A 22,031-nucleotide genomic window follows, 5' to 3' on the forward strand; every position below is an offset into this window, starting at 1 on the left:
CCCCACGGCAAATATGCCGTGGTAGGTGCAGGTTTCCCCGGCGCACCGGGGACTCCTGCAGGGGCTAGACGACCACGGCCTCTTCCCGCTCGGCCTCGTCGAGCTCCACGGATGCGGCGGTCTCTCCGTTGAACCGGCGGTGCCTCGGGCTGCGACCCGGGATGGCGGCCAGGAGCTCACGCGTGTAGTCGGTCTCCGGCGCGGCGAAGACCCGCTCGGCCGAGCCGGTCTCGAGGAGCTTGCCGGCGCGCATGACCGCGACCTCGTCGGCGATCAGCCGCACCAGGCGCAGGTCGTGGGAGATGAACAGGTAGGAGATGCCGCGCTCGGCCTGCAGGTCGTTGAGAAGGTTGATCACCTGGGCCTGCGTGGAGACGTCGAGGGCGGCGACCGGCTCGTCACACACGATGAACGACGGGTCGGTGATCAGTGCCCGCGCGATGGCGACGCGCTGGAGCTGGCCCCCCGACATCTCATAGGGGAAGCGCTCCATGTGTGCGGTGTCGAGCCCGACCCGGCGCACCATCTCGAGTGCCTTCTTGTGCCGGGTGGCCCGGTTGTCGTCGGTGTGCACGATCAACGGCTCGGCGACCGAGTCCTTGATCAGCATGCGCGGGTCGAGCGACGTGTACGGGTCCTGGAAGATCATCGTGGCGTGCGACCGCATCCGCCGCAGGTCGCCGCGCGACATGGTGGAGATGTCGGTGTCGAGCAGGTTGATCGTGCCGGCGTCGGGCTCGATGAGCCGGAGCACCAGTCGTCCGACCGTGGACTTGCCGGCGCCGCTCTCCCCCACCAGCCCCAGGGTCTTGCCCGGAGCGATGTCGAGGTCGACGCCGTCGACGGCCTTCAGCTGGTGCGGGTGCCGGCGCAGCAGCGTGGCGCGGCGTCCGTAGACCTTGGTCAGGCCGCGCACGGACAGGGTGGGGTTCGTGGTGGTCATGCGCGCACTCCCGGGAGGTCGAGTTCGGCGGCCCGCGCGCATCGGCTCAGGTGGCCGGGCGCTACGGAGGTCAGCGGAATGGTCTGGCGGCAGGTCTCCTCGACCGCGTGCCGGCAACGGTCCTGGAAACGGCACGTCGAGGGGAACTCGTGCGGTGCCGGCACCAGCCCGGGGATGAAGCCGAGCGGCTCTCCTCGCCGGGACGGCTCGAGCATCGACTGCAGGAGCGCACTGGTGTAGGGGTTCTGCGGGTTGTGGAACAGCTCGTCGGCGGGGGCCTCCTCGACCACCTGGCCGGCGTACATCACCGACACCCGGTCGCACATCTCGGCGACCACGCCGAGGTCGTGGGTGATCAGCAGGACGCCGAGGCCGAGCTCGGCCTGGAGCCTGCGGATCAGCTCGAGCACCTGGCGCTGCACCGTCACGTCGAGCGCCGTGGTCGGCTCGTCCGCGATCAGCAGCATCGGGTCGCAGGCGATCGCCATGGCGAGCATCACCCGCTGGCACATGCCGCCGCTGAACTCGTGCGGATACTGCTTGACCCGGTGCTCGGCCTGCGGGATCTCGACCAGCTTGAAGAGCTCGATCGTGTGCTGCATCGCCCGCTTGCGGGACCAGCCGCGGTGTCGGCGCAGGGACTCGGCGACCTGGTCGCCGACGGTGAACGCGGGGTTGAGGCAGCGCCGCGGCTCCTGGAAGATCATCGCCGCCTTGGCGCCACGGACGTCGGCGAGCTTGCGCTCCCCCATGTCCGAGATGCGTTGGCCCATCAGGTCGACGGACCCGCGACTGATCCTCGCGTTCTTGGGCAGGAGACCCATCACCGACAGCGAGGTGAGGGTCTTTCCGGAGCCCGACTCACCGACCAGGCCGACCACCTCGTTGCGGTTCACCGTGAGGTCGACGCTGTCGACGATCGTGACCCAGCCCCTCTCCGTGCTGACCTCGACGGTCAGGTCGGTGGCCTGCATGACCACCTCGCCCACGTGGGGCTCGGCCGTGATCTCGAGGGCAGACATGTTCATTTCCCGTCCGTGGTCTGGCGCCCGAGGGCGTCGCGGAGGCCGTCGCCCAGCAGCGAGAAGGCCAGGATGGTGATCGCGACCATGACGGTCGGCGGGTAGATCAGGTAGGCGCTGGTGGTGAGGTTCGACGAGGCGTCGTTGAGCATCAGCCCCCAGGTCGCCTGAGGCACGCGGGCGCCGAGGCCCAGGAACGACAGGCTGGCCTCGGCCACGATCACGACCGACGCGGAGAACGACGCCTGCACGAGCAGCGGCGGGGCGACCGCGGGCAGGATGTGCCGCCACAGGATCCGCCAGGTGCCGCAGCCGCTGGCGCGGGCGCTCTCGATGTAGAGCTCGTTGCGGGCGCCCTGCGTGGAGGCCCGGACGATGCGGTAGAAGCTCGGCACGATCAGGATGGCGATGGCGAACATGGCGTTGCGCAGGCCAGGGCCGAGAATGGCGACCACCACCACCGCCAGGATCAGCGGCGGGAGGGTCATCAGAGCGTCGATGACCCGGCTCAGGACTGCGTCGGTGAACCCGCCGAGGTAGCCGGCCACGATGCCGAGCGGTACGCCGACCGAGAGCGCGATGCCGACCGCCTGGGCCGAGGCGAGCAGGTCGACGCGGGTGGCCACGATCAACCGGCTCAGCACGTCGCGGCCGAGCTCGTCGGTGCCGAGCAGGTGGTCGCCGGAGGGGCCCATCAGCCGCAGGGACAACGTGACCTTGTTCGGGTCGTGGGGTGCCAGCAGGTCACCGAAGACGGCGACGACGACCAGCAGGAAGATGACGACCATGGAGGCGACCGCGGCCTTGTTGCGCATCAGGCGCCGCAGCACCCGGTTGTTCAGCCGGCGACGCCGCTTGGGCGGGGTGGCGCTGAGGTTCGTCGAGTCGGCGAGGGACATGGTCATCGGGTCCTCAGTCTCGGGTTGAAGTAGCCGTAGGAGGCGTCGACGCACAGGTTGACCACGGTCACCAGCACGGCGACGAGGAGCACGAGGCCCTGCAGCGTGATCAGGTCACCGTTGAGCACCGACTCGACGCTGACCGAGCCGAGGCCGGGGATCGCGAAGATCCGCTCGACCACGACGGCTCCGCCGAACATCTGGGTGATCACGAGCCCGAGGACGGTGACCACCGGTACGGCGGCGTTCTTGGCGGCGTGCTTGCCGACGATCAGGCGTCGCTGCAGTCCCTTGGCCCTCGCGGTGCGGACGTAGTCCTCCTCGAGCGCGTCGACCAGGGCTCCGCGGACCTGCCTGGTCAGCAAGGCGCCGGGGATGATCGCCAGGGAGAGCGCGGGAAGCGTGGTGAACTGCAGCCACGGACCGATGCCGGTCGACAGGTCGGCGTAGCCCGTGGCCGGGAAGACCGGCGACAGGATGGCCAGGAACAGGACCAGGAGCACGGCGGCGACGAAGGGCGGGATCGCCATCAGCAAGTTGGCGATCGAGTTCATCAGCCAGTCGACGACACCACCCTTGTTGAGGGCGGCGACGGTGCCGAGGACGACACCCATCACCAGGCTGAAGAAGAGCGCCAGCACCACGAGGGACGCGGTGATCGGCAAGCGGTACATCAGGTCGGCGAGCACCGACTGGTGCGTCACCGGGGAGACCCCGAAGTCACCCTGGAGGGCGTTCCAGCCCCACTCCAGGTAGCGGGTCAGGAAGGGCCGGTCGAAGCCGTGCAGCTCGCGGATCTCGGCGAGCCGCTCGGGGGTGGGGTTGTCACCCGCGAGGACTGCCGCCGGGTCGGTGGGCGAGAGCTCCATCAACACGAACACGAGCAGCGTCACGAGGATGATCGTCGGCACCGCCAGCAGAAGGCGCTTTCCGATAAATCGGGTCATAGAACTCACCATCGTTGTCGTCCGGGAGCCGGCAATGCCGACTGTCGGGGTGGTCTTGTGCGCGGCGGCCACGCCGGCATTCGTGAACCTAGGTCAAGCGACGTGCGTCACATCCGGTTTCCCACTGACTGGGAGTACGGATCTGTGTCTGACGGGTCAGATCCAGTCGGAGCCGGAGCCGACCGAGAGCAGGGCGTCCATGGCCTCGGTCGACCAGGTCTCCTCCAGCGGCGTCACTGACGGGCGATTGCGGTTCGACTTGCGGCGCGGGAACAGCTCTTCGGCCGTCGCACGCGCAGCGTGGGCAACCAGCGGCGCGACCTTCTCCAGTGGCACACCGGCCTCGCCGCACAGCGAGATGCTGGCCACCGGGCCCTCCGGCGAACGGATGGCGGCGGCCACGCAGGCGATGTCCGGGAAGCACTCTCCGCGTTCGAAGGCGAGCCCGTGGCGGCTGCGGATACGGCCGAGCTCCTGGTGCAGGGTGGGCAACCGCGAGATGGTGCGGTTGGTCAGCCTGCCCAGGGAACCCTCCAGCTGCAGGTCGACCTGTTCGGGCGAGAGCCAGGCCAGCATCGCCTTGCCGAGCGCCGTGGAGTGTGCGGGCGCCCGCCCTCCGACCCGCGACGGGATCTGGGCGGCGAAGCGGCCGCCGACCTTGTCGAGGTAGTGGATCTCGCTGTCGGAGAGCACGGCCAGGTGCACGACCATGCCGGTGCGCAGCGCGAGGTCGTGCAAGGTCTCGGCGGTCGCCTCCCGGAGCCGCCCGTGGCCCTCGTCGCCGCCGCCGAACATCAGCTGCCGGTGACCGAGGCAGTAGCCCTCGGTGCCCAGCGCGAGCCAGCCGAGCCGCACGAGATCGACCAGGATCCGGTGCGTGGTCGACCGTGGCAGGTGGGTCGCCGCGGCCACGTCCTCCAGGGTGCGACTGGCGGCACGCGCCGAGAAGCACTCCATGATCAACGTCATCCGGTCGAGCATCGACGGCGGTGTCGACCGCGCCGGAACCTCGGCCTCGGGTACGACGGACAGTGTGGTCATGACGAGGCTCCTTGAGTCGATGCCGATGCGGTTCTTCCTGCGACACGTCCGAACGCCAGCGCGTCGGCGATGTGCATGCCGCTGTCGCGGGCCCAGCTGTACGTCGAGCTGACGCTGCCCGCCGCGTAGAGGCCATCGATGACATCGCCGAACGGGTCGAGCACACGGCAGTGCTCGTCGCGACGAGGGCCGCCATTGGTCCAGGCAAGCATCGGCGCCGAGGTGAACGCGTAGTAGGGCCCGTCGCCGAGCGCCACGAGAGTGTCAGGGTCTCGCCCGAACTGCTCGTCCTCACCGGCCTCGCACGAGGCGTTCCACCGTGCGACGGTGCGGTGCAGGGCCTCCGGATCGACCTCGAGGCTCGCGGCCAGCTCGTCGAGGGTCTCGCCCTTGTGGAGCCAGCCCTTGTCGACCTCGACCGAGTTGTCGGCGCTCCACTCATAGCCCTCGACCAGCACGTTCCACCCGACGGCGAGGACGTCACCGTTCGGCGAGACGGGTCCGGCCAGTCTCGTCGCCTCGTCGAAGATCGCGTGCACCCGTCGTACCGGCGAGTGCTCGTAGGCGCCGTGCCGCAGCGCGTGCCCGTGACCGATGCTCGGCAGCTCGTCGTCGCAGCGCTTGCCGAGCGAGTCGACGAAGATGAAGCCGTTGCTGAAGAAGAAGCGCCCGTAGAACCCGCTCTGGTAGCCGGGGACGGCGAAGCCCTCGATGCTCATCATGTTGTCCATGTGCCACAGGTCCGCGCCGACCTTCTGCGCCATCTTGTGGCCGTCGCCGGTGTTGTACGGCGAGCCCCAGGGCAGGTTCTGCGGCAGTCGCAGGTAGTCGCGCACCATCTCGACATTGCCCTCGAACCCGCCGGTGGCCAGCACGACGCCGCCCCGGGCACGAACCCGGAGCGTTCCACCGTCGGGAGTCTCGGCCAGCACACCCGTGACCGCCCGGGACTCCGGGTCCTGGACCAGGCGACGCGCGGGCGTCGCGAGTCGTACGTCGATGGCCCGGGTCTCGAGCCCGGCGAACAGGGCGTTGAGGAGACGCGCGCGGCCGAGCTGTCCGTCCACGGCGACCATGCCGCCGTAGGAGTCGCTGCCCTCCAGGCCCGGGAACTCCGACGGGATCCCCCGACCCTTGCCGTTGACGGCCTCACCGACCAGCGCGGTCGTGGCGCCCAGCGCGCTCTCGACCCACTCGGTGAGCTGGGCGGTCTCCCTGGCCCAGGTGCTGACCACCGCCGGCGGCAATGGGTAGCCGCCCGACAAGCTGTTGAGGTAGGCCTCGGCCCCTTCCACGTCGTGCGTGCGGAACCAGGCGCCTCCCGAGACGCGGGTGTTGCCGCCCTCGAGCCCTCCCGAGAGCTTCTCGAGGAGGACCACGCTCGCACCGGACTCGTGGGCCTCGATGGCAGCCGCGCATCCCGCAGCACCCATGCCGAGCACGACGACGTCCACCTCGAGGTCCCAGCTGCCTGAGCCCTGGTCTCTTGTCCGTTCACTCATCACATTCGCTCCTGATTCGTGTGCCCGCGATGCGGGGATCGTCAGATCGACTGACCGCCGTCGACGATGAAGTCCTGTCCGGTGCAGTAGCTGCTGGCCTCGCTGGCGAGGAAGGCCACCAGGGCCGCCACCTCCGCCGGTTGCCCGACCCGGGCGATCGGCTGGGTGGCCACCGCTCCCCCGCCGGCGCGCGTCGCCTCGGTGATCATCGGGGTGTCGATCGCGCCGGGGCAGATGCAGTTGACCCGGATGCCCTTCGGCCCCAGCTCCATGGCGGCCGACTTGGTGGCCCCGCGCAACGCCCACTTCGACGCGGCGTACGAGATCGCTCCCGGGTAGCCGCCCAGCCCCGCGGTGGAGGCGATGTTCACGATCGATCCGCCACGGGGTTCCATCAAGGGAACGACCCGCTGCATGCCGAGGATCGGCCCGAGCACGTTGACCGCCATCGCGGCCTCGACCTCGCCACGCTCCAGGCCCTCGAGCGCACCGAGGCGGTAGAGGCCGGCGTTGTTGACCAGCACGTCGAGCCGCCCGAACGCATCGACGGTCGCGGCCAGCGCCGCGTCCCACGACTCCTCGCTCCGTACGTCGAGGGCGACAGCGAGCGTCGGGCCCTCGATGCCGTCGGCCACCGAACGCGTCGCTGCGAGGTCGAGGTCGGCGAGCACCACCGAGGCGCCCAGCTCGGCACACACCCGGGCGTGCTCGACGCCCTGGCCGCCGGCGGCGCCGGTGATGAGCACGACGCGGTCCGTCAGATCGACCAGCGGTTCCACCACGGTCATCCTCCTCGTTCATGAGTGTTCTGGATCACATGTAGCAAGCGCTTGGCAGGTAGACTAGCAAGCGACTCGGCCCACCGACAGGGCTTTCCCCGAACCGGCGCGGCCGCGGGTTTCACATCAGGCTGTCCTCGACGACGAAGCCGAACTCGTTGCGGCCGTACATCGCCAGCGCCCGCTCCACGTCGTTGGCCACGTGCACGCTGCCGGCATGGGCGTCGCGCCAGGACCGCTCGATCGGGTTGCCCCGCTTCAAGGAGTTGCCGCCCGCGGTCTTGAACAGGATGTCGATGGCCTCGAGCACCCGCTCGGTGCCACGCACCTGGTCGCGACGGGTCCGCAGCCGCAGCTCGTCCGGGAGCTCCTCGCCCTGCACCACATGGTCGTAGAGCTCGGCGATGTTGCGGTCCATCTGCAGGGTCGCGGCGTCGATCTCGGAGGCGGCCCGCGCCACTGCCACGTGCGCGAACTCGTCCTCCGCGTAGCGACCGCCGCCCAGGCTGAGCCGGGTCCGGTTGCGCATCGCGGAGATGTAGGCCGAGTAGCAGCCGCCCACCGCACCGATGATGGGGGCGGTGATGGTCGAGGTGAAGATCGAGGCGAACGGCATGCGATAGAGCGGGCCGGTGTTGACTGCCTGTCCGGGGCCGCGCAGCCGGGCCTGGTCGAAGTTGCGGATCGTGCGGTGGGCGGGCACGAAGACCTTGTCCACGAGGATGTCGTTGCTCGCCGTACCCCGCAGCCCGATCACGTCCCAGACCTCCTCGATCCGGTAGTCCGGTCGCGGCAGCAGCAGGGTGATCACGTCGACCGGCTTGCCGGCGCTGCCGGTCAGCAGGGCGCCGACCAGCACCCACGACGCGTGCCCGCACCCGGAGGAGAAGCTCCAGCGCCCGCTCAGCTCGTAGCCACCGTCGACCTGCCTGAGCCGCCCGACCGGGGCGTACGCCGACGACACCAGCGTGTCCGGGTCCTCGCCCCAGACCTCCTCCTGTGCCCGGGCGTCGAACAGCGCGAGCTGCCAAGGGTGGACGCCGAGCACGGACGTGACCCATCCGGTGGAGCCGCAGGCACCGGAGACGGCCCGGACCACCTCGTAGAAGTCGACCGGGTTGCCCTCCATCCCGCCGAACTTCTCGGGCTGGAGCATCCGGAAGACCCCCGCGGCCTTGAGCTCGGCGATCGTCTCGGGTGGCACAGCACCGTCGGTGTCGGTGGCGGTGGCGCGCTCGGCGATCTTCGCGAGCAGCGGGCGCACCTTCTCCAGAACCTCGTTGGGCATGGTCTCTCCGTTTCTTGCGGCCGTGCGGCGACCCCAGCGATCGTGCGACCCGGCTCACCCCCACATGGCCCGTGTCCCGGACAGTGGGACCCCCGCGCCGAGGGGCACGGCCGCGACCGAGCCTCGGGAGGACACCGACTGACGAAAGAGGGCGCGAGACGATGACTGTTGAAGCTGACGAGGTCCGGGCGATCGAGGCCGCCGACGTCGAGACGAGGTTCGCGCGGGGGTGGCACTGCCTGGGCCCGGCCCGCAACTTCCGGGACGGTGAGCCGCACTCGATCACCGCGTTCGGCACCAAGCTCGTGGTCTTCGCCGGCGAGGACGGCACCCTCAACGTGCTCGACGCCTACTGCCGGCACATGGGCGGCGACCTGTCCCAGGGCACCGTCAAGGNGTGGAACGACCCCGAGGGCAACCCACCCATCGAGGAGCAGGCGCCGCCGCGGATCGAGGGAGCGCTCGAGGACGGCTGGACCGACTGGGTCTGGTACGAGACGCCCGTGCACACCAACGTGCGCGAGGTGATCGACAACAACGTCGACATGGCGCACTTCTTCTACGTGCACAAGTCGTTCCCGACGTACTTCAAGAACATCTTCGAGGGACACGTCGCCGCACAGCACATGAACGGCCTGGCCCGCGAGGACGCGCGCGTCCCCACCGCGGACGACTCACCCCAGATGCGGGGGAACACGTCGGTGGCCGCCTACTACGGCCCGTCCTTCATGATCGACGAGCTGACCTACCACTTCGACGACATGGACCTGAAGACCACGCTGATCAACTGCCACTACCCGGTCGACGAGAACTCGTTCGTGCTGCAGTACGGGATCATCGTGCAGGTGCCCGAGGGACTGGACAACGAGGCTGCCCTCACCATCGCGCGGGAGCAGGCCGGCTTCGTCAAGGCCGGTTTCGAGCAGGACGTGGAGATCTGGAAGAACAAGACCCGGATCGACAACCCGCTGCTCTGCGAGGAGGACGGCCCGGTCTACCAGCTGCGCCGTTGGTACCAGNACCGACGTCGCCGACATCGCCCCCGAGATGGTCGAGCGGTTCGAGTTCGAGATCGACACCACGAAGCCGGTGGAGATGTGGCGTCGGGAGGTCGAGGAGAACCTCGCACTGGAGGGCGCGGGTTCGCCCGGCTGACCGCTCGCCGTTCACGGTCCCGTCGGATCCTCCGGCGGGACCAACGCCTCGAACACACCGAGGGCAGCGACCGCCTCCAGCTGCTCGAGGTAGTGCTGCAGGGACCGGTGGACCGGCCGGAAGGGAACCATCGTCACGCCGGCCGCCGCGGCCGCGTGGAGTGCCTCCTCCACCCGGTCGGGATCAGTGAGCGGGTCGAGCGCCCCCTGGACTCCCGAGACGACCTCGAAGCCGGCCGGTCGTTCGGGGTGCTCGGCGAGCATGGTGCGCAGTGTCTGGAGATCCGGTGCGCCGGGGAGCCAACCGTCCGCCAGTGTGACGGCGCGGCGAAGTGCCCGTCGGGAGTGCCCACCGACCCAGAGCGGCACTCGCTCCTGCACCGCGCACGGGTCGACCACCAGCCCCGCGAAGTCGTAGAACTCACCGTGGTACTCGGGCTCCACCTGGGAGAGCGCCGCCCGCAGCGCCCGGATCGCGTCGTCCGCACGCGGGCCGCGATCCTCGAAGGGGGCGCCCAGGGTCCGGAACTCCTCCTCCGCCGTTCCGACGCCCAGCCCGAGGTTGACCCGGCCTGAGCTCATCCGGTCCAGCGTGCCGTATCTCTTCGCGATGGCCAGCGGGTGGTGGTAGCCGAGCACCAGGACGTTGGTGAGCAGCCGGATGCTCTTGGTGCGGGCAGCCAGCCAGGACAGCGTCGCCAGCGGGTCCCAGTAGCGCGTGCCACGGCCTTGTGGCAGCTGTGGTGAGTGGATGCCACGGGGCATCGCGACGTGTTCGCTGCAGGTGAGGAAGTGGAAGCCCAGTCGGTCGGCGTGCTCGGCGACGAGGGTGATCTCGGCGATCCCCGCGGTGTCCTCCCACTCCGCGGTCAGGCCGGGGACCTTGACCACCACCGGCGTGGACACGCCCAGTCTCATCCGGCGTCCTGCGCACCACTGTCACTGGTCGTGTTGCCGATTCCGACGGCAGCGGCGCGGCCGGCCCTGCGGCCGAAGAACGTGCCGTCGCCCAGCGACGTGCCGCTGATGTAGCCCTGGCCGAACATGCCCGCGCTGGCCCGCCCGGCCGCGTAGAGGCCCGGGATCTCGTTGCCGGACACGTCGAGGACGCGACCGTCGACCGTGGTGCGGAGTCCCCCGAGCGTGAAGCCCGCGACGCCCGTCGTTCCGCCGCCACCCTCGCTGCCCGAGTCGAAGCCCTTCCTGGGATCGATCGCCGCGAAGGGCGCCTTCAGGGAGCGCAGCCACCGCTTGTTCTTGTGGAACTGCGGGTCCTCGCCCCGTTCGGCCCAGTGGTTGTACGCCGCGACGGTGCTCTCCAAGGACCCCTCCGGCAGGCCGAGCTCCTCCTCCAGCTCGCCCAGGCGCTCACACACGTGCGAGGGCCGGACGTTCCAGAGGTCGCGCTCGGGGATGTCGTCGTAGCCCTCCTGGTCGATGATCACCCAGTAGGGGCCGGGCTGGTGACGCACCGCCGCAACGCTGGCCAGGCCGGGATAGACGTCCTCGTTGATGAATCTCTGACCGAGGCCGTTGACCAGCATCCCCCGCGCGATCATCGCCGGCAGGACCTGGGCGGCGATCTGCGTCACCGACATGCGGCGTACGGCGGCTCCGATGGCGAGGCCCATCGAGATGCCGCTGCCGTCGTCCAGCCCGTCACTGACCTTGGCGTGACCGCTCAGCACCGGCGCGTGCTCGAAGAGCATCTCCTCGTTGTCGACGAACCCGCCCGTGGTCACGATGACGGCCTTGCGGGCGCGGTAGGTGACCGTGGTGCCGTACTGCCGGGCGACCACGCCCACGACCCGGCCGTCGTCGTCGAGCACGAGGCGGGTCGCGACGGTGTCGACATGGGTCTCCACACCGGCCGCCTTCACCGCGGCCACCAGCTTCTCCATGATCAGCCAGCCACCGAAGGACTCGGTCGCGGGCCGGTGGCCACGCGGCACGGCGTCGGCCAGCCGGTCGTAGGGCCAGGCGTTCTCGCCGAGCCACATCAGGCCGTCCTGGGTCGGGGGCATCCAGCTCTGGCCGTCGTACAGGCCGGGGTTGAAGGTCAGCCCGAGGCCGCAGAACCAGTCGAAGTGCTCGCGGCTGCCGTCGCAGTAGAGGCGGATCTTCTCCTCGTCGGCGTCGGGCCCGAGGGCGGCCTTCAGGTAGGCGAACATGTTGTCGGGGCTGTCCCGGTAGCCGGAGGACTGCTGCAACGGGGTTCCTCCGCCGAGGTAGAGCTCCCCGCCGGACATCGCCGACGAGCCGCCCGGGCCGCCGGCACGTTCGATGACCAGGACGTCGGCTCCCGAGCCCGCCGCCTCGAGGGCCGCGGCGCCTCCCGCGCAACCGAAGCCGACCACCAGCACGTCGGTCTCGTGGTCGAAGGCCTCGATGTCGGAGGCGTGGGCGGGCGCGAAGGTCGGTTTGCTGCTCATGGCCGGAAGTTAGCCAGCGCACCTGCCCGACCCGGGCATGATCCCGATCAGCGGGATCGGGGCGGGCGAACGGCGCCCGAGCACGAACAGCGCGGCGAGGCCAGCGGCCCCTGCTGCGGCGGCGGCGACCGCGAACGGGACATGGGCGTTGTACGTCTCGCCCAGGTGCCCGGCCAGCCAGGGGGCGAGCGCGGGCCCGGCGTTGCGCATCAGGTTGTACGCCGCGGAGGTCGTCGCGTGGTCGCTGGACGAGGACGACATCACTGCCTCGGTCATCATCGTGTTGCAGATCCCCAGGAGGAGGCCCGAGCACACCACCCCGGCAGCGAGGGCGGGCCCGCTGCCCGCGAGGAACGACATCGCCGCGAGCAGGAGGGCGAAGCCGACCGTGGCACCCGCGAAGGTCGCCACGGTGCCGAAGCGCCGTTGCAGCGGCGGGCCGATCACGGTGGAGGAGAGCACCAGGGTCACGCCCCAGCCGCAGTAGACGAGGCCGACCACCTCGGGGCTCTGGGCCAGCGGGAACGGCGTGTAGGTGAACATCATCAGGAAGCCGGCGTTGTAGAGCAGTGCCGCGACCGAGAGGGTCAGCACGACCGGGTCCCGCAGGGCGCGAAACGTCGACGAGAACCTCGTGGGCGATCGTTCGTCCCGGTTCGGGGGCATCAGGACGACCAGGGACAGGGCGGCCACCAGCATCATCGACGAGGAGCCGAGGAAGGCGATCCGCCACGAGATCGCTCCCAGCAGTCCGCCCGCCAACGGCCCCGCCGCGATGCCGACCCCGACCGCGGCCTCGAAGAGCTTGACCGCCCGGCCGGAGCTTCCTCCAGCCTCCTCGAGCACGGCCACCAGCACGGTGGCCAGGAACAGCGCACTGCCCAGGCCCCATCCGGCCCGCGACACGATGACCCAACCGATGTCCTGAGCCGTGGTGGCCACCAGGCCGCAGGCGACGTTGACCAGCAGCGCCGCGATCAGCGACCTGCGGATGCCCAGGCGGCTCGAGACCATGCCCGTGAACGGCATCGCCCCACCGCACGCGACCAGGTAGACCGACACCAGCAACAGCGTCTCCGACGGCGAGGCGGAGAGATCGACACTCATCGGGCGCAGGATCGGAACCACGAGGCCCATGCCGATCGTCGCCGCGACCAGGGCGAACAATGCCGCCCACACCGATCGGGGCAGGGTCATGTCAGGTCTCGGGTCACGGCGACGCGGAAGTCACGTCAGTACTTCCCGATGACCGTCTCGGCGAAGCGGCGCAGGGACTCGATCCGACCAGCTGTGGTCTGCTCCTCGCCGAACATCCGCCAGGGCGAGACACGGCAGATGGTCACCCCGGCCTCCTCGAGGTCGCGGTAGCCGGACACGTCGTGGACGTCGGTCGGCGACACGTCGATCTCGAAGGGCAGGTCGGCTCGGCCGTACTCCTCGCGCAGGACACCGAGTCGGGCGATGGCGACCTTCAGCTCGTCGGCGGGGACGTTGACCGAGATCCAGCCGTCGCCGATCCGCGCCGCGCGCTTGAGGCCGGCCTCGCTGTGCCCGCCGACGTAGACCGGGACCGGCCTGTCGGGGGCCGGGCTGATCATCAGCCGGTCGAAGTCGTAGTGCTTGCCGTGGTGCTCGACCCACTCGGGACCGTTGCCGGCGCAGACCGACTTGATGATCGCGATCGCCTCGTCGGTCCGGGCGCCACGCGTGCGCATGTCGGTGCCGGTGAAGGTGAACTCCTCCGGGATCCACGAGAGGCCCACGCCGAGGGCGATCCGGTTGTCCGACAGGACCGCCATCGTGGCGACCTGCTTGGCGGTCAGCAACGGGTCGCGCAACGGCAGCTTGAGCACGTTGGTCGAGATGATCAGGCGTTCGGTCACCGCGGCCAGCGCCGACATCATCACGAACGGGTCGGGCATGGGGGTCTCGCCGCTCCACATCCGCTTGCCGTCCGCGGTGTAGGGGTAGTCGGCGGAGACCTTCTCCGGGTAGAAGACCGAGTCGGACAGGCCGACACCGTCGTACCCGAGCTCCTCCGCGGCGACGGCGACCTCGAGCAGCTCCTTCGGGCCCATCATCGCGCCCGACAGCGCCCACTTCATCAGAACGCCTCGGGGCCGCGGACGACTGCTTCGGCGCCGCCGTCCATGAAGAGGATCTGTGCGGTGGTGTGCGTGTTCGCCGGGCGGATCAGCCACACGAGCGCGTCGGCGATCACCTCCGGGCCCATCCAGCCGCCCAGCTTCGAGGGCACGGCCTTCTTCATCATCTCGACACCCTGCTCGGATGCGCGCAGGCCCTCGGTCATCGGCGTGACCACGACTCCCGGACCCACGGCGTTCAGCGGGATGCCGGCGCCGGCCCAGTCCTCCGTGACGGCGGTACGACGCAACCACCGGGTCAGCGCGTTCTTGGACGAGGCGTAGAGCAAGGAGCCCCTCCCGTCGGCGTGCAGCTTCTCCGCGAGTGCGACGGCGCGCTCCTCGTCGCCGTCGAGGCAGGCGTCGACCACCTCTTGGTCGGTCGGCTGCGTCGACGAGATCGACGAGGTCATCGACACTCGCGGTGCCTCCGCGCGGGCCAGTGCCGGTCGCAGTCCCTCGAGGAAGTCGACGACACCGAAGTAGTTGACCTTCACGTCCAGCGGGCTCAGCGACGACGTGCCGGCGCACGCGACCACGGCGTCCACGACGCCACCGGTCTGCTCGAGCACGTCGGCGACCGCCTGCTCGCGGCCCTGACGGGTGGCCAGGTCCGCGACGACGTCGGCGTCGCGCAGGTCGACACTGATCACGTGGTCACCCTGTGCCGTGAGCATGGCGGCGGTGGCCGCTCCGATTCCGGATGCGGCGCCGGTGACGACGACCTGACGAGTCATGCGAGATCTCCCTGATGTCGTGGGTGGTCCGCTCAACCTAGGGAGCCGACCCTGCCGGCGTCGGCCGCATCCCGGACAACGGGATCCAGTCCTTGCCAGCGGGACGCCCCCGGCCTCGAGGCTTCGTACGTCGTACCGTCCGAGGAAATTGACTACTCGGAGGAGCGACATGGCCAACAAGGTGTGGGACGAGTTCTGCGACCAGCTGCGAGAGGCGGGGCAGGGGCTGATCGACGAAGCCGCCCCGCAGGATGCGCTCAACCAGGACGAGGGCGTCCGCTACCTGATCCGGCTGCTGCGCTACGCGTCCCTCAACGCGATCGAGAACTCCGACCCGATGTTCCCCGCGATCACCAATGCGCTCGATCCCAACCTCAAGTGCAAGATCGGCGCGGACAACCCGGACAACATCTACATGCGCGCCAACGTCTCGGGCAAGCACCGCTACCGGATCAGCGGCAGCCGCGGCACCGTGCCCCTGATGACGTTCGGATCGAAGGCCAACCGCTACCACATCGACGGCACGATGGCCTCGACCGGCGAGATCTCCAACGACGAGATCCCCGTCGACGCCGACGGCAACTTCAGCTTCATCGCCAGTGCGGATCGCCCCGCGGAAGGAGCCTGGCTCCCCCTCGCCGAGGACACCACCAACCTGGTCGGTCGGCAGTCCTTCCAGGATCGCAGCACCGAGGTCGCGGCACAGGTCCGCATCGAGCTCATCGACGAGATCCCCCGCCCGACCCCGATCGACAGCGACGCCTTCGCCCGCCAGCTCAAGCTGACCACGGACTTCGTCAAGGGCACCTCGGCCACGTTTGCCCGGTGGACGAAGCTCTTCATGGAACGGCCCAACGAGCTTCCCGACTGGGGCCAGGAGCTGTTCCAAGGGGCCGGCGGCGACCCGACCATCTTCTACCTGCACGGCTACTGGAAGCTCGCGCCCGACGAGGCCTGGGTGATCGAGACTGCGGTCCCGGACTGCGAGTACTGGAACTTCGTGCTGCAGAACTGGTGGATGGAGTCGCTGGACCACGACCGGATGAACATCTACATCAACAACCACACCGGCAAGCTCAACGACGACGGCACCCTGACGATCGTGGTCTCGGCCAAGGACCCGGGCTACGGCAACTGGATCTCCACCGCCTTCCACGAGGAGGGCACCGCCCTCATGCGCTGGGTGAAGGCTGACAACCACCCCCTGCCGACCTGCAAGGTCGTGAAGCTCTGAAGATCGGGGCAACCATCCCTGCTCGGGGGCGCGCTGCCCTCGAGCGGGGATTCGGCGCCATGGCCAGGGACCTCGAGTCCGCCGGGTTCGAGTCGGCCTGGGTGGGCGACCACGTCGCCATGCCGCGGACGCACACGTCGCGCTATCCGTTCTCCCCCACCGGCGAGATGCCGTGGCCCGCGACGGAGCCGTGGTGCGACTCCGTCGTGGCGATGGCGTCGATGGCCGAGGCGACCTCGACGATCAGGGTCGGCACGGGAGTGATGGTGGCCGGCCTGCGCAACCCCGTCGTCCTGGCCAAGCAGCTCGCCACCATCGACGTGCTCAGTGACGGACGGCTCGAGCTGGGCGTCGGCGCAGGTTGGCTCACCGAGGAGTTCGGCATCGTCGGCCTCGACGCGATGGATCGCGGACGCCGCCTCGACGAGGCCGTCGCCATGATCCGACGCTGCTGGGAAGGCGCGCCCGACGGCTTCGAGGGCCACTTCTACTCGCTGCCGGAGGGATCGCTCTTCTACCCCGTCCCGCTGCACGACGTGCCCGTCATCATCGGCGGTGTGTCGGAGCGCGCCTACGAACGGGTGGTCCGCTACGGCTCGGGCTGGATGGGCACCACGAACCTCAAGGACCTCCAGCGCGGCGCGGTCGAACCGATCAGCCGGATCCGCCAGATCGCCACGGACCACGGCCGGGACCCCGACGAGATCGCCCAGCTCGTGCGGGTGCACACGGGGCCGTCGTTCGACGTCGACGGACTGGTCGCGGCGATTCCCCTGCTCCGGAACGCCGGCGTCGACGAGCTGCTGGTGGACATCCCGTGGTCCGGCGAGCTCGACCTGGCCCGGTGGTACGACCGGCTCAGCGCTGTCGCGGGCTGAAACTGGCGACAGGTCGATCAGAACTGGCGACGGGTCGATCAGAACTCACGACGGGTCGACCTGAACTCACGACAGGTCGACGGCTTGGGAGGCGAGGCGCATGGCTTCGAACCGACTGCTCAAGGACGCCGACGGTCGCATCAGCTCGACGTACTGCACGCCCATGTCCGCCGCCTCCAGGTAGACGAAGTCCATCTCCTTCGTGCTCCCCTGCTGTACGACGGCAAGGCCGGCACGCCGCGCCTCGGCTAGCGACTCGTCGTAGTCCTCCGGGATCCACCCGAGGTGGTGCATGCCGGGCCCGGATCGCTCGAGGAACTCGGTGTAGAGGTTCACGCCTCGCACCGGCTCGATCAGCTCGATCTGCTGCGAGCCGGCGTACCCGAGCGACACATGGATCACGAAGTCGGCCGGCTCACCCCGGTAGGTCGTGCGCTCGGGGCTGAACGCAATGTCGCGCATGCGCGTCCAGATCGGCACGCCGAAGCTCGCCGAGTGGATCCGTTCGGCCTCGGCGAGGTCCTCGACGACGCAGCCGATCTGCATGATGGCGCCGTCGGCGACGAGGGCCATGACCTGCCTCCCTCAGCGCAGGCTGAACTCGACGCGGTCCAGCCCACCCTCGAACGGGAAGACGTGCGGGTAGTCCCCCACGGGAGAGCCCGACGTCATCGCGATGTCGAAGGTCTCGTCGATCGAGTAGAAGCCCCGCGGGGTGCGCTCGGTGCGTCCGCTGCCGAGTGCCACGCCGTCCAGGGAGAGCGTGATCGTGGCGCCCTTGCCGACGCCGCCACCGTCGTAGTCGACGTCGACCTCGAGGACGTGCGCACCGACGGCGACGGCGGTGTCGCCGGCCAGGCTCACGGTGCCGGCCTCGAAGGCCCTGAGCCGGAACTCGGGTCGGCCGTCCTCGGTGAGCCAGAGCGCCCAGCCGGCGGTGTTGCCACCCATGGTGGCCAGGACGCCGCGGGACCCACCCTCGGGAACGTCGACGTGTGCCCGCATCGTCCACGAGCGACCGTTGAGCCGCGGGCCGTTGGACTCGGGGATCCCGAACGCACCGCGACGGTAGACGAACTCGGTCCGGTTGCCGGCCAGGTTCGGCGTGCCTCCGCGGCGGGTGCGCGCGTCGTGCAACGGCAGGATCTCGACGCGCGCGGCCTCGCGCTCGAAGAGCTCCTGGAGCTGGGCCAGCCTGGCGGGCTCGGACGCCGCCAGGTCGTGGGCCTGGCTGAAGTCACGGGTGGTGTCGTAGAGCTCCCACACGTCCTGGTCGAAGGGCGCGTCGGTCGGCGGCAGGCCCACGGTCCACGGCATCCCGGCCCGGTGGAAGGCCGAGGCGATCCACCCCTCGTGGTAGATCGAGCGGTGCCCGTACACCTCGAAGTACTGCGTCGTGTGGCGTTCGGGCACCTCGCCGTCCGCGAAGCTGTAGACCAGGCTGGTGCCGTCCATCGGGGACTGATCGACCCCGTTGACCACCTTCGGCGCCTCGATGCCGGCCGCCTCCAGGATCGTCGGCACCACGTCGTTCACGTGCGAGAACTGGGTGCGCAGGCCGCCGGCGTCCTTGATGCCCGCGGGCCACGAGACCACCATCGGGTTGCGGGTTCCGCCGAAGTGCGAGGCCACCTGCTTGACCCACTGGAACGGCGAGGTCATCGCCCACGCCCACCCAGCCGGGTACTGCGGGTAGGACTTCTTCCCACCGATCTCGTCGAGCCGTTCGAGCTGGGTCTCCAGCGGCTCCTGCATCCCCTGCAGGGCTCCGAAGTAGTTGATGCTGCCGAGGAGTCCGGCCTCCGCGCTGCTGCCGTTGTCACCGACGACGTAGACGAACATCGTGTTCTCGAACTGCCCGCTCTCCTTGAGCGCGTCGACCAGGCGACCGATCTGGGTGTCCGTGTGCTCCAGGAAGCCCGCGTAGACCTCCATCAGCCTCTCGGCCACCTGCTTCTGGCCGTCGCTCAGGGTGTCCCAGGCGGGCAGCTCCTCGGGGCGCGGCGTGAGCACGGTGTCCTCGGGGACCACGCCGAGCGCCTTCTGGCGGGCCAGGGTCTCCTCCCGTACGACGTCCCAGCCCTGGGCGAACCGTCCGCTGTACTTCTCGCTCCACGCACTCGGCACGTGCAGCGGCGCGTGCGTCGCGCCGGGGGCCAGGTAGAGCATGAACGGCTGGTCGGGAGCGACCGACTCCTGCATCCGGATCCACTCGATCGAGCGGTCGACCAGGTCCTCGGTGAGGTGGTAGTCGTCCCCGTCAGGTCGGTGCACAGGCGTGGTGCCGGCGTACAGGGTGGGCTCGTACTGGTGGGTCTCCCCGCCGAGGAACCCGTAGAACGTGTCGAAGCCGCGACCCGTCGGCCAGCGGTCGAACGGACCGACCTGCGAGGTCTCCCAGGCCGGCGCCAGGTGCCACTTGCCGAAGCAGGCGGTGCTGTAGCCGTTCTGCTTGAGCACCGTGGCGATCGTGGCCGAGCTGTCTCGCAGGATGCCCTGGTAGCCCGGCTGGTCGTTCGCGCTGTTCATCACCGTGCCGACGCCGGCCACGTGCGCGTCCCGGCCGGTCAGCAACGCGGCCCGGGTCGGCGAGCAGATCGCGGTCGTGTGGAACCGGTTGTAGCGCAGCCCCTCCTCCGCCAGCTGCGAGATGGCGGGGGTCTCGATGATCCCACCGAACGGCGCGGACGCGCCGAACCCGACGTCGTCGAGCATCACGAGCACGACGTTGGGCGCTCCCTGGGGAGCGACGGGCAGGGAGAGGTCAGGCCGTTCGGTCATGTGACGATCCGTTCAGGTCGATCCGGGCAGTGTGTCGAACTCAGGCGCTCAGGAGGCCGGCGGCGTGAACGCGGCCAGGGGCTCCGCACCCGACCAGTCGTGGCCCCAGTAGGAGTCCGCGGATATCTCCTCGGAGGTGTACCAGGTCTCGTCGACCAGCATGCCCTCACAGCCGTACTCGATGTCCCAGCCGCCGGGTGCCCGGACGTAGAAGGAGACCATCTTGTCGTTGGTGTGCCGGCCCAAGGTCGAGGAGATCGTGAAGCCGGCCTTCTGCACGTTGTCGAGCGAGCGACCGACGGCGTCGAGGGTGTCGACCTCCACCATCAGGTGGATCATGCCCGGCGCACCGCCGTGCGGGGCGGGGCAGACGGCGAGGCTGTGGTGCCGCTGGTTGATGCCCATGAACCGGATCCGGGCCTGGCTGCCGTCCTCCGCCGCAGGACCCACCTTCATCGCGCCGCGCGGGAGGAAGCCGAGGACCTCGGTGTAGAACGCGACGGTCTCCTCCATCTCCGTCGTCGGGAGCACCACGTGGCCCAGCCCGCACTTGCCGGTCACGAACTTCTGGCCGGCGCCGGTCAGGACGGGCGAGTGGTCGAGCACCGGGCCGAAGAACACCTCGACCGGGATGCCGGCCGGGTCGGTGAACGTCATGGCCGCCTCAACGCCACGGTGCGCCGCCTCCCCCGTCGACAACATCTTCACGGGGGTGCCGGCGGCCTCGACGGCGCGGCCGACGGCAGCGAGCGCGAACTGGTCGCGGACCTCCCACCCGACGGCGAGCACCTCGTCGGTCTCCCCCGGCAGGATGATCACCCGCGAGGACCGCTCGTCCATGCGCAGGTAGAGGCCGTCGGGTTCGGGGCCGGTCCCCTCGGCGAAACCGAGCGAGTCGATCATCAGCTCACGCCAGCGGGGGACGTCGGTGGTCTGGACCTTGAGGTAGCCGAGGCCGCGTAGTTCCGTCATGGGATGTCCTTGTCAGTCGTTGGGTTGGGCCGGTCAGATCATCGAGCGCATCGGCCCGGCCGGCGGGTCGACGTCGAGGTTGGTCAGGGCCGAGGCGTGGAAGACCGAGCCCGGCACGTGGATCGCGTGTGCCATGCCCATGTGGGCGTCGCGCCAGAAGCGCTGGATCGGGTTGCTCATGCGCATCCCGTTGCCGCCGGAGCGACTGACGATCTCGTCGACGGCGCGTACGGCGCGCCAGGCCGCCTGCACCTGGATCCGGCGCCCGACGGCGCGCTCCTCGAAGGTCGCGGTGATGCCTGCCTCGGCCTGGTCGTGGAACCGGCTGATGTTCTCGATCAGGGCCGTGCGGGAGGCGGAGATCTCGGCGGCCGCCTCGCTGACGGCGTACAACGAGTAGGGGTCGTCCTTGATCTTCGTGCCGGTGACCGAGGTGCGGCCCTTCTGGTAGGCCAGGTGGTGGGCCAGGGCTCCCTCGGCGATGCCGATCACGGCCGAGGTGATGCCGAGCGGGAAGGCCTGCGAGAACGGCACGCGGTAGAGCGTGCCGAGGCCGGCCTCGATCGCTGCCGAGCCGTCGGCGAGCTTGTCGTAGGCGAGCACCCGGTAGTCGGGGATGAAGGCGTCCTTGACGATGATGTCCTTGCTGCCGGTGCCCTTGAGCCCGACTACGTCCCACGAGCCCTCGACGATCTCGTAGTCCGAGCGAGGCAGCACCACGTGGTACATCTGCGGCGGCGTCAGCGCCTCGCCGGCCTCGTCGCCGAGCCAGGCGCCGAGGAAGATCCAGTCGCAGTGGTCGGTGCCGGAGGAGAACTGCCAGTGCCCGTTGAACACGTAGCCGCCGTCGACCGGGCGCAGCACGCCCATCGGTGCGTAGGGCGAGGCCAACCAGGTGTCCTGGTCCTGGCCCCACACCTCCTCCTGGACGCGGGAGTCCATCATGGCCAGCTCCCACGGGTGTACGCCGACGATGCCGGCGACCCACCCCGAGGACCCGTCGAGGCTGGCGATCTTCATGACCGTCTCGGCGAACTCGCGCGGGTGCGACTCGAGGCCGCCGTGCGTCTTCGGCTGCAGCATCCGGATCACGCCCGACTCGCGCACGAGCTTGGCCGCCGCGTCGTCGAGCCTGCCGAGTTCTTCGTTCGCCGGCCCGAGAGCGGCGATCTGCTCCGCCGACTCCATCACGTTGTCGAGCACTTGGTTCGTCATGCTTCCTCGATTCTCGGGCTTTCAGGTCTGGGATCACGGTCGCGCGGGAACCGGTGCCGTGGG

General features: G+C 69.6%; 20 protein-coding genes and 1 pseudogene. 4 read left to right on the forward strand and 17 right to left on the reverse strand.

Annotation, left to right across the window (positions count from 1 at the left end):
* Positions 1-64: 64 nt before the first annotated feature.
* From ASH02_RS24475 to hsaA, 8 genes are all read right to left on the reverse strand, one after another.
* On the reverse strand, positions 65-943 hold the full coding sequence (locus ASH02_RS24475; protein ID WP_056687093.1) for an ATP-binding cassette domain-containing protein: 879 nt from the start codon (positions 941-943) through the stop codon (positions 65-67).
* Complete coding sequence (locus tag ASH02_RS24480; protein ID WP_057295648.1) at positions 940-1,965, reverse strand: ABC transporter ATP-binding protein; 1,026 nt, start codon at positions 1,963-1,965, stop codon at positions 940-942. Before ASH02_RS24480 ends, ASH02_RS24475 begins: the two co-directional genes overlap by 4 nt.
* A 2-nt stretch (positions 1,966-1,967) precedes the next feature.
* Positions 1,968-2,870 carry an ABC transporter permease gene (locus ASH02_RS24485; RefSeq protein ID WP_156388482.1) on the reverse strand — a complete coding sequence of 301 codons (903 nt, stop codon included), beginning with the start codon at positions 2,868-2,870 and terminating at the stop codon, positions 1,968-1,970.
* A complete protein-coding gene (locus tag ASH02_RS24490; RefSeq protein WP_156393745.1) occupies positions 2,867-3,811 on the reverse strand; it encodes an ABC transporter permease in 945 nt (314 codons plus the stop codon). The genes ASH02_RS24485 and ASH02_RS24490 overlap by 4 nt, the downstream gene beginning before the upstream one ends.
* 156 nt (positions 3,812-3,967) lie before the next feature.
* On the reverse strand, positions 3,968-4,852 hold the full coding sequence (locus ASH02_RS24495; protein WP_057295649.1) for an IclR family transcriptional regulator: 885 nt from the start codon (positions 4,850-4,852) through the stop codon (positions 3,968-3,970).
* Positions 4,849-6,354, reverse strand: a complete 1,506-nt coding sequence (locus tag ASH02_RS24500) for an FAD-dependent oxidoreductase (RefSeq protein WP_057295650.1) — start codon at positions 6,352-6,354, stop codon at positions 4,849-4,851. Before ASH02_RS24500 ends, ASH02_RS24495 begins: the two co-directional genes overlap by 4 nt.
* Positions 6,355-6,395: 41 nt before the next feature.
* The gene (locus ASH02_RS24505) at positions 6,396-7,136 is read right to left on the reverse strand and encodes an SDR family NAD(P)-dependent oxidoreductase (RefSeq protein WP_082621032.1); all 741 of its coding nucleotides are present in this window, start codon (positions 7,134-7,136) and stop codon (positions 6,396-6,398) included.
* Positions 7,137-7,254: 118 nt separating this feature from the next.
* Positions 7,255-8,421 (reverse strand): 3-hydroxy-9,10-secoandrosta-1,3,5(10)-triene-9,17-dione monooxygenase oxygenase subunit, encoded by a 1,167-nt coding sequence (gene hsaA / locus ASH02_RS24510; RefSeq protein WP_056687116.1) that lies wholly within the window; start codon positions 8,419-8,421, stop codon positions 7,255-7,257.
* A 161-nt stretch (positions 8,422-8,582) separates the two neighbouring features.
* On the opposite strand from hsaA, the gene ASH02_RS27190 reads away from it, so the two are divergent.
* A partial coding sequence (locus ASH02_RS27190) for a Rieske 2Fe-2S domain-containing protein (RefSeq protein ID WP_235539115.1) occupies positions 8,583-8,817 on the forward strand: 235 nt, incomplete at its 3' end.
* A 53-nt stretch (positions 8,818-8,870) separates the two neighbouring features.
* Positions 8,871-9,440: pseudogene (locus ASH02_RS27195) on the forward strand (3-ketosteroid-9-alpha-hydroxylase); the annotation flags it as partial.
* 147 nt (positions 9,441-9,587) lie between these two features.
* Here ASH02_RS27195 and ASH02_RS24520 read toward each other — a convergent pair.
* The 5 genes from ASH02_RS24520 to ASH02_RS24540 are packed head-to-tail and all read right to left on the reverse strand — an operon-like array spanning position 9,588 to position 14,888.
* The gene (locus tag ASH02_RS24520; protein WP_057295652.1) at positions 9,588-10,481 is read right to left on the reverse strand and encodes an LLM class F420-dependent oxidoreductase; all 894 of its coding nucleotides are present in this window, start codon (positions 10,479-10,481) and stop codon (positions 9,588-9,590) included.
* 8 nt (positions 10,482-10,489) lie between these two features.
* Positions 10,490-12,007, reverse strand: a complete 1,518-nt coding sequence (locus ASH02_RS24525) for an FAD-dependent oxidoreductase (RefSeq protein ID WP_056687122.1) — start codon at positions 12,005-12,007, stop codon at positions 10,490-10,492.
* Positions 12,008-12,016: 9 nt separating this feature from the next.
* Entirely contained in the window at positions 12,017-13,204 is a 1,188-nt protein-coding gene (locus ASH02_RS24530) for an MFS transporter (protein WP_057295653.1), read from the reverse strand.
* A gap of 35 nt (positions 13,205-13,239) precedes the next feature.
* Complete coding sequence (locus ASH02_RS24535) at positions 13,240-14,112, reverse strand: TIGR03619 family F420-dependent LLM class oxidoreductase (protein ID WP_056687128.1); 873 nt, start codon at positions 14,110-14,112, stop codon at positions 13,240-13,242.
* On the reverse strand, positions 14,112-14,888 hold the full coding sequence (locus ASH02_RS24540) for an SDR family oxidoreductase (protein ID WP_057295654.1): 777 nt from the start codon (positions 14,886-14,888) through the stop codon (positions 14,112-14,114). Before ASH02_RS24540 ends, ASH02_RS24535 begins: the two co-directional genes overlap by 1 nt.
* A gap of 169 nt (positions 14,889-15,057) precedes the next feature.
* Between ASH02_RS24540 and ASH02_RS24545 the strand changes: the two genes are divergently transcribed.
* Both ASH02_RS24545 and ASH02_RS24550 read left to right on the forward strand, forming a co-directional pair.
* Positions 15,058-16,122, forward strand: a complete 1,065-nt coding sequence (locus ASH02_RS24545) for a DUF1214 domain-containing protein (RefSeq protein WP_057295655.1) — start codon at positions 15,058-15,060, stop codon at positions 16,120-16,122.
* Positions 16,123-16,181: 59 nt separating this feature from the next.
* Positions 16,182-17,000, forward strand: coding sequence for a TIGR03619 family F420-dependent LLM class oxidoreductase (locus tag ASH02_RS24550; protein ID WP_057295656.1), 819 nt, complete (start codon positions 16,182-16,184; stop codon positions 16,998-17,000).
* Between the two features lie 66 nt (positions 17,001-17,066).
* On the opposite strand, the gene ASH02_RS24555 is transcribed toward ASH02_RS24550, so the two are convergent.
* Genes ASH02_RS24555 through ASH02_RS24570 form a run of 4 tightly spaced genes read right to left on the reverse strand, consistent with a single transcriptional unit; the run spans position 17,067 to position 21,968 of the window.
* Complete coding sequence (locus tag ASH02_RS24555; RefSeq protein WP_057295657.1) at positions 17,067-17,573, reverse strand: VOC family protein; 507 nt, start codon at positions 17,571-17,573, stop codon at positions 17,067-17,069.
* 12 nt (positions 17,574-17,585) lie between these two features.
* Positions 17,586-19,781, reverse strand: coding sequence for an arylsulfatase (locus ASH02_RS24560; RefSeq protein ID WP_057295658.1), 2,196 nt, complete (start codon positions 19,779-19,781; stop codon positions 17,586-17,588).
* Between the two features lie 48 nt (positions 19,782-19,829).
* A complete protein-coding gene (locus tag ASH02_RS24565) occupies positions 19,830-20,753 on the reverse strand; it encodes a VOC family protein (protein WP_057295659.1) in 924 nt (307 codons plus the stop codon).
* Between the two features lie 33 nt (positions 20,754-20,786).
* Positions 20,787-21,968, reverse strand: coding sequence for an acyl-CoA dehydrogenase family protein (locus tag ASH02_RS24570; protein ID WP_057295660.1), 1,182 nt, complete (start codon positions 21,966-21,968; stop codon positions 20,787-20,789).
* Between the last annotated feature and the right edge of the window lie 63 nt (positions 21,969-22,031).

Origin of the sequence: Nocardioides sp. Soil796, from assembly GCF_001429525.1 — a bacterium.
Classification (GTDB): Bacteria; Actinomycetota; Actinomycetes; order Propionibacteriales; family Nocardioidaceae; genus Nocardioides.